This is a genomic window from Kocuria sp. HSID17590 (assembly GCF_003989485.1).
GTDB classification, from domain to species: Bacteria; Actinomycetota; Actinomycetes; order Actinomycetales; family Micrococcaceae; genus Kocuria; species Kocuria salsicia.
This window is the reverse complement of the sequence record NZ_RBMB01000052.1, coordinates 1-8,576: the sequence shown is the minus strand read 5'-3', so window position 1 is coordinate 8,576 and position 8,576 is coordinate 1. Positions and strand designations below refer to the sequence as shown.

At 75.3% G+C, this 8,576-nt stretch carries 1 protein-coding gene; it reads right to left on the bottom strand.

Annotated features, from left to right (window positions below):
• Positions 1–8,576: non-ribosomal peptide synthetase (locus D8M39_RS12035; RefSeq protein ID WP_126875091.1), on the bottom strand; the 8,576-nt coding region annotated here is incomplete at both ends.

Here is an 8,576-nt window from a genome sequence, read left to right as displayed (position 1 = left end):
CATGCGGGTGCGCGCGGCGTCCCGGCGGGCCAGGTCGGTCAGTGCGGCCAGCGTGCGCTCCAGCGCCCACTGAGCACGCTCGGCCGACACCGTCTCCGGGTGGTGCTCGCACGTGATGGTCCCGGAGCCGGGGGTGCCGTCCCCGGGGTCAACGTCGAGCACCATCGCGTAGTGGGTCGCGTCCAGGGCCTGCGCCCGCAGCACACCAGCGCGGGCGAAGGGACCCTCCGGGTCCTCCCGGTTCATCGCCGTGTTGCGGTGCACCACGAGCGTGTCGAACAGCGTGGAGTGCCCCGCGGCCCGCTGGATCTCGCCCAACCCGGCGCGGTGGTGGGCGCTCATCGCCCCCTGCTGCGCGAAGGAGCGGCGCACCACGTCCCGGACCGTCTGGTGCGGCCGGGTGCTCAGGCGCACGGCCACGGTGTTCAGGGCCAGGCCCACCATGCGCTCGGCCCCGGGCACGGAGGGGTCCCGGCCGGTCACGGCGCTGCCGAGGACGACGTCGTCGCGGCCCGTCAGCTGCTGCAGCGTCACCCCCCACGCCACGTGGAACAGGGTGGCCCGGCTGACACCGAGCTCCCGGGCGCGGGCGGTCACGGCGGCGTCGAGCTCCGCGTCCAGGGGGCGGGTCACGAGCTGCGGCACGGGCTCGGTCAGGGGCGCGGGTCCGGCCACGAGGGTCGGCTCCTCGATCCCGGCCAGGTGCTCGCGCCAGGCCGCGGTGTCCGCGGCGGCGTCCCGGGAGGCGACGTGGCGCAGGTGCTCGCGGAAGTCCGCGGGCTCGGGCAGCACGGACTCGTCCTGGCCCGGGGCAGCGACGAGGGTGAACAGCTCCTCGAAGAGCACCGCCTGGGACCACGCGTCCGTGAGCAGGTGGTGCTGCGTGACCACCAGTTCACTCGTGCCGTCCGGAAGGTGCACGGCGAGCGCGCCGATCAGCGGGGGACGCTGCGGGTCGATGCGCCGGTGGAACTCCTCCGACGCCGCCCGCTCCACCTCCTCGGACGAGCCCACCGTGGTCTCGTGCCACGGCATGGGCCCCTCCGGCAGCAGGAACTGCACGGGCGCGGGCACCCCGCGGTGGGTGAAGCCCGCCCGCAGCATCGGGTGGCGCCGGTACACGGCGTCGCACGCGCGGCGCACGGCAGCGAGGTCCACGTCCGCCCCCAGCGTGAAGCGGTGCTGGACCACGTAGGCGTCCGCGCCGTCCGCCCCGTCCACGAGCGACTGCAGGTACATGCCCTCCTGCAGCGGCGTCAGCGGCAACACCTCCTGCCACTGCGGGGCCAGCCCCTCCAGGACCTCCCGCAGCTCGGGGGTGACGGTCACGGAGAGGGCGTCCTCGGTGGTTGCCGGGTGCGCTTCGGCCCCGGTGCTCTCGGAGTCGACGGCGCTGCCAGTGCCCTCACCACTGGTGATGTTGGCGGCATTCCCGGAACTGGTGGTGCTGTCCGTGCCCTCGGCACTCTTCACACTGACTGTGCTCTGGGCACCCGTCGCGCCCTCGGCATCCACCGCGCTCGCGGTGCGCCGGGCGCTCGCGGCCAGCTCACCCAGGCCGGGGTGCGTGAAGACGTCCGTGACCGTGAGGTCCCAGCCGCTCTCCCGCAGCCCCGCGACCAGGCGCAGGGAGGAGATGCTGTCCCCGCCCAGCCCGAAGAAGTCGTCCTCCGGTCCGCTGCCGGTCAGGCCGAGCAGCTCGTCCACGGCGGTGCACACGGCACGCTCCGCCTCGGTGCGCGGTGCGGCCCCGCCCGCCGTGGAACCGTCCGGCTCCGGCAGGGCGGCGCGGTCGATCTTCCCGTTCGGGGTCGTCGGCAGGCTCGGAACCTCCGTGACGACCGCCGGGACCATGTACTCCGGCAGCAGCTCGCGCAGGGCGTCCCGGGCGGCGGCAGCGGGGGCCTGCTCCGCGGCGTCGTTGTCACCCGCGGGGACCACGTAGCCGAGCAACCGGTGCTCGCCGCTGGGATCGGGGCGCACGCACGCGGCCGCGGCGCGCACGGCGGGCAGCGAGCGCAGCGCGGTCTCGACCTCGCCGAGCTCGATGCGGTACCCGCGGACCTTGACCTGGTCGTCCACGCGCCGCAGGAAGTGCAGCTGTCCCTCGCGGCGCACCACCAGGTCGCCGGTGCGGTACAGCCGCGCCCCGGGGTGCGCGGGGTCGGCGACGAAGCGCGCCGCGGTCTGGGCCGGTCGACCCAGATATCCCCGAGCCACCTGGACGCCGCCCAGGTAGAGCTCTCCGGCGACGCCGTCGGGCACGGGCCGCAGGGCGTCGTCGAGCACCGTGGCCTCCACGCCGTCCCACGGGGTGCCGATCGGCACGGCACCGGAGCCCGTGAGGTCCTCGGCCGTGACCGGCTCGTGGGTCACCCACACCGTGGCCTCGGTGGGTCCGTACACGTTGCGGACCTCCGCGCAGCGCTGCCGCATGCGCGCGGCGAGGTCCCGGTCCAGGGCCTCGCCGCCCACGAGGGCGCGCACCCGGCTCAGGTCCACGTCCCCGTGCTCGGTGGCCTCCACGAGACCGCGCCACAACGAGGGCGTGGCCTGCAGGACGTCCGCGTCCGCCCGAGCGACGACGCGCAGCAGGGCCTCGGGATCGCGGACGGTTGCGCGGTCCGCGAGGTGCACGGTGCCGCCCACGCACAGCGGCGCGAACAGCTCCAGGCCGGAGATGTCGAACGCCACGGTGGTGACCGCCACGAGCGCGTCCCGGTCCCGGACCCAGCCCAGCTCGACCACGGAGCGCAGGAACGCGGCAATGTTCGCACGCGTGACCATCACGCCCTTGGACCGCCCGGTGGAGCCGGAGGTGTGCAGGACGTAGGCCAGGCCATCGTCCGCGGCGGGGATCTCGGGCAGGGCCGAGGTGGTCAGGCCGCCGGCTGCCGACGCCGTCTCCCCGGCGCTGTCCACGCCTTCCTCTTCCGGGGCGCCGGGAGCGTCCAGCAGCAGCACGTCCGCGTCGGTCGCGGGAAGGGCTGCGGCGAGCTCGGCCGTGGAGACCACGAGTGCCACGGCGGCGTCCTCGAGCACCTGGCTCGTGCGCTGACTGGGGTGGTCCGGATCCAGCGGCACGTAGACCGCGCCCACGCGCTGCACCGCCAGCAGGGTGGTCAGCAGCGAGCGATCGCGCGGCAGCGCCACGGCCACCATCGACTGCTCCCCCACCCCACGGGCGACGAGCCGCGCGGCCAGGTGGCGCACCGCGGCGTCAAGTTCCGCGTAGGAGAGGTCGCCCTGTGCATCCCGCAGCGCCACGCGGTGCGGTGTGCGGGCCACCTGCTCCGCGAAGGCCCGGGGCACACTCGGCGCGCTCACCTTCGGGAGGCAGGGGACGACGTCATCGTGCGCGTCCGTCCCGCTCGGAACCCGGGTCTCCGCGGGGCCCGCGTTCACTGCCGTGTCCCGGTTCGCCGCGGGGCGATGGCCCTCTGCCGCACGGCCGGACTCCGCAGGATCATGACGCTCTGCAGAACGGTGGGGCTGCACAGGGCGGTGGGACCGCGCCGGGCGGTGGGTCTCGCGGGGAGCCTCGTCCGCGACCGTCAGCTCGGCGACGGCGCGGCGCGGGTCCTCGACCACCTGCTCCAGCACGCGCAGCACGCGGTGCGCGAGGGCGGAGACGGTCTCGGCATCGAAGAGGTCCGCGGACCCCACGACGCGCAGCGAGGAGGTGCCCTCGTCCACGAGCCACACACCCACGTCGAAGCGCGAGGTGGTGGTGCGCACGGTGACCTCGGAGGTCTCCAGTGACCCGATCCCCGGGGTCGGGGCCGGCGCCTCGTGCGAGACGAGCGTCTGGAACAGGGGGTGCCGGGCGCGCTGGCGCTGGGGTGCCACCAGGTCCACGACCCGCTCGAACGGCAGCCCGCTGTGCTCCAGCGCCCGCAGGGAAGCACCCCGCACGGCAGCCAGGTTCTCGGCCACCGTCCCGGTGGCGTCCACCGCGCAGCGCACGACCATCGAGTTCACGAAGTACCCCACGGCACGCTGCTCGTCCGCGAGGTCCTCGCGCAGGGCCACCGTGCTGCCGAGGGGAATGCCCCGCCCGGCGCCGTGCAGCCACCACGTGAGTGCCACGGCGTTGCGCAGCAGCATGAGGGGCGTGACGCCGTGCTCGCCGCACACGCGGTCCATGCGTTCGCGCAGCTCTGTGGGGACCTCCAGCACGTCCGTGTGGCCCTCGTGGCCCAGTGTCTCCGGGCGGGGACGGTCCAGGGGCAGGTCGAGCTCCGCGGGCAGGCCGCGCAGCTCCTCGGACCAGAAGCTCTCGTCCGCCGCCGTCTGCTCGGGGTCCTCGGCGGCGGGCTCGTCGTGCGGGGGCTCGGGCCACTGCGGTGCGCGCCCGGCGGCCCGCGCCCCGTAGGCGTCGGAGAGGTCCGCGAGCAGGGGCTGGACGGACTCCGCGTCGATCGCCACGTGGTGCACCACGACCAGCAGCAGCGCCGTGTCCCCGCCGGTCCACAGATCCGCGCGGGCCGGGGCCTCACGGGTGATGTCGACGGCCTGGGCCGGGTCAGCCAGGTGCTCGGCGACGACGCCCTCCAGCGTCTCGCGGCTCGGAGCGGTCTCCGCCAAGGTACCGGGGAGGTCGTGCACGCGCAGCGCGGGCAGCTCCTCTCCCTCCAGCACGCGCACGCCCGCGGTGCCGTCACGCTGGGCGGGGAACACGGTGCGCAGGGCGCGGTGGCGCAGCACGACGTCGTGCCAGGCCGCCCGCAGTGCCTCCGCGTCCACGGCGCCGCGCAGTTCGAGGGCCACCGGCACGTCGTAGACCGTGGACGGGCCCTCCAGCTGCTGCACGAACCACAGCGCCTGTTGCGCGGGGGTCAGGACCGGAGCGGAGCTGGTCGGGCCCTCCGCGCCACCCCGTGCGCCGTCCTCGATCCGGGGCGTGTCCTGCGCGTCTGCACGGTTCTGTGCAATCGCATGGTCTTGAGGCACCGCGCCGTGCTGCGACACGGCAGGGTCGCGGGGCACCTGGTTGTCACCGGACACGGCGTCGTCCGGAGACGCCCCGTGTGCAGACGACACTGCCCCGCCCTCCGCGAGCCGCGCGATCGCGGCCGGGGTGCGCGCATCGAGCACCTGCACGAGGGAGACGGTGATGCCGCGGCGCCTCAGCCTGCCGAGCAGGCGCATGGCGGTCAGGGAGTGCCCGCCGAGCGCGAAGAAGTCCTCGTCGACGTCCATTCCGGAGCGGCCCAGCAGGCCGGCCATCTCCGCGGCCACGACCGCGGCGACACCGTCCGCCGCGGGCGACGCCGCCCTGGGCGTCCCAGTGGTGGATGACGGCGTACCCGCCGTCCCCGGCGCGGCGGCGGCCGTCCTGGCGCTCTCCGATGCCGGGGCCGATGCGCCGGTCGTCTCGACCTCGGCCTGCCTTTGCTCGGCCGTCGGTGCCGTGCCCGTCACGCGGGACGACGTCACCTGTTCCCCGATGGGGGTTCCACCGTGCTCGGCCGTCGGCCGCCCCTCCTCGGCCACAGAACCGCCGTGCCCGGCCGCAAGCTGCGCCACCGTCACGGTGGGGTCCCCGGCCACGGCCTCGAGGGCGCGGGCGAGTTCCGCCCACAGCCGCTGCGCGGTCTGCTCGGCCACGCGCGCGGGATCGTGCTCGACCACCACGCGGAACTCGGTCCCCGGCGGCACCATCACGTTGAGCGGGTAGTGGGTGCCGCCCGCGCTGCTGATACCGGTGACGCGCGGCAGGGCCTGCTGCGCGGCGTCGTCGGCCGGGGCGTTCTCGTAGACGACGAGCGAGTCGAAGAGCTCGCCCAGCCCCACGGCGCGCTCGATCTCGGCGAGCGCCGCCGACTCGTGCGCGGACATCCCCGCCTGCTCGCCCTGCAGCCGGGTGAAGGCCTCGAGCAGGGGCTCGTCGCGGCGCAGCGTCAGCCGCGCGGGCAGCGTGTTGGCGAAGAGCCCCACGGTGTTCTCGATGCCGGGCAGATCGGTGGGGCGCCCGGACACGGTGACGCCGAACACGACGTCGTCGTGGCCCGTCACGGCGGCGAGCGCCACGGCCCACGCGCCCTGCAGCACGGTGTTGGGGGTGAGCCCGTTCGTCCGCGCCACCTCGACGACGCGCTGCGCGGTCCCCGGGGCGAGGGCCAGGTCCTGGCGGGTCTGCTCCGTCCTGCCACCGGCGGTCTCCGACGGCTCGGTGCCGAGCACCGTGGGGTGCTCGAGTCCGGCCAGGCGAGTGCGCCACGCCTCCAGGGCGGCGTCGGCGCCGGCGCTGATCCGGGCGACGTGCGCGCCGAACGGCAGGGCCGTGGGCAGCTCGTCCCCCTCGCCGCGGTAGAAGGCCATGAGGTCGCGCACCATCAGGTGCGTGGACCAGCCGTCCGTGACCAGGTGGTGCGCGCCGAGGATCAGCACGCTGCGTTCCGGGCCCAGCCGCACCAGCGTGGCGGCCACGAGCGGTGCCCTGGCCACGTCCACCGGGCGGTGGGACATCTCGGTCAGCAGCGCCGTCACGGCGCGCTCGGCGGCGGCGTCCGGGGTCGCGCTCAGGTCCACGGTGCGCCACGGAACGGTCACCGTGCGCGGGACCACCTGCACGGGCTCGCCCACGGTGGTCGCGTCGAACGCGGCGCGCAGCACCGGGTGGCGCCGCAGCACGGCGTCGAAGGCGTCCTGCAGCCGCTGCGGGTCCACGGCCCCCTCGATCTCCAGCGCGGCCGCGAGCACGTAGGCGTCCGCCTCGCCGTCGGAGAGCGCGTGGAAGAGCAGGCCCTCCTGCAGCGGGGACAGCGGCAGCACGTCCGCCACGGGGCCGTGCTCGCGTTCGAGGGCGTCGATGTCCGACTGCGGGAGGCGGTGGGTCAGGTCCGAGGGACTCGCTCCCCCGGCGTTCTCGTTCAGGAGCAGGTGCAGGTGCACCGCGGCGGCGGCCTTGGTCAGGGACTCGCCCAGGGCGTCGAGGTCCGCGGCGGAGAACATGCCGCCCGCGGCGCGCAGCTCGATTCCCAGCCCCGGCTCCGGGCCCGCGTTCTGGAAGACGTTGACGGTCAGCGCCTCGGTCAGACGCCGCTCCGGGGACTCCACGACGGCGAAGGAGCGGGCCCCGTCCGTGGACCAGCCCTCCGGGTCCTCGCCGGGGGCGGCGATCACGTTGAGCACGACCTCCGGCTCGGCCAGTCCCGCGAGACGCTCCCGGCCCAGCGGGTTGAGGTGGCGCAGGATGCCGTACCCGGCGGTGTCCGGGCTCGTGCGGCGCGCCTCCTTGGCCGCCCGCAGCAGCGCGGAGAGTGCTGGCCCGCCGCCGAGCATGTCGTCGAGGTCCTCGGCGCCGAGCACGCGGGCGCGGACGTCGGCGTCAGTCCCGGAGTCGGTTCCGGAATCAGTGCTCGGGCGGCCGAGCGCGTCCGACGCCACGTGCACGGGCGACTCGGTGGTGAACCACCCGACCGTGCCCGAGAGGTCGCAGCCCGGGGCGAGGGTGTCACGGCCGTGGCCCTCGACCGTCACGGGTCGCAGTGCCGCGGCGGGACGTCCGCGCGCTTGGTCGAAGCGGGCGAGGGCGAGGCTCACGACGGCGAGCACCACCTCGTCGGGGCGCATCCGGTACGCCTCGGGCGCGGTCTCGCGCACGGCCCGTGCGACGTCGCCGGTGATCTCGAGGTCCGCCGTGCGGGCGGTGGCCACGGTGTCGACGGCCGGGTCCAGGCGCCGGCCGCCCAGGGGCTCGGAAGGTCCTGAGCGGAGCACGCGCTCCCAGTGGGGCAGGTCCTCGCGCAGAGTGTCCGAGCCGGCGCGGGCGGCCATCACGTCCATCGCGTGGCGCCACGAGCAGGGCACGTCGTCCGTCTCGGGAAGGGTTCCGGCCACGGCGGCCCCGTACGCGCGCTCCAGGTCCGCGGTGAGGATCTGCCACGAGACGGCGTCCACCGCGAGGTGGTGCACGGCGAGCACGAGCCGGTCCCCGTCGGGGTGACTGGCGTCCGAGGGGCGCACTGTGTTTGTCGGAGGCACGGTGCCTGCAGGGTTGTCCATGTCTGCGAGGGGCCTGGTCTCTAGTGCGTACTCGACGTTCGCGGGCACCACGGCCGCGCGGACCACCACGCCCGCGCGGGGATCCAGCTCCGCCACGAGCGCCTCAGCGCGGCCCTCCGCGGAACGTCCGGAATGCCCAGCGGAACCGGCGGCGGCGCCGGTCGCAGCGGACTCGGCGGCAGCGGCGTCGTCGCTCTCTGCACAGTTCTCCGACCCGGCGAGGACGTCCTCGGCGAGCACCGCCCCGGCCCGGCGCACGAGCAGACCCGGTTCCTCGCCGGTGGTGTCGAGCACCAGACGCAGCGAGTCGTGACGGTCCAGGACCGTCTGCAGGGCACGCGCGAGGGCGTCACGGTCCAGGGAGATAGCGGTGTCCAGCACGACCCACTGCGCGTGGGCGGCCAGCGCGCGGTCGTCCGGCGCGGCCGCGAGCTGGGTGCGCACCACCGGCGAGAGCGCCACGCGCCCCACGGGGAGGTCCACGTCGGCGCGGGAGGTGGTCGCGGCGTCGTCGGCCGCCTCCCCCGAGCCGTCCTCGGCCCGGGCGGCCGCGAGCGCGGCGAGGT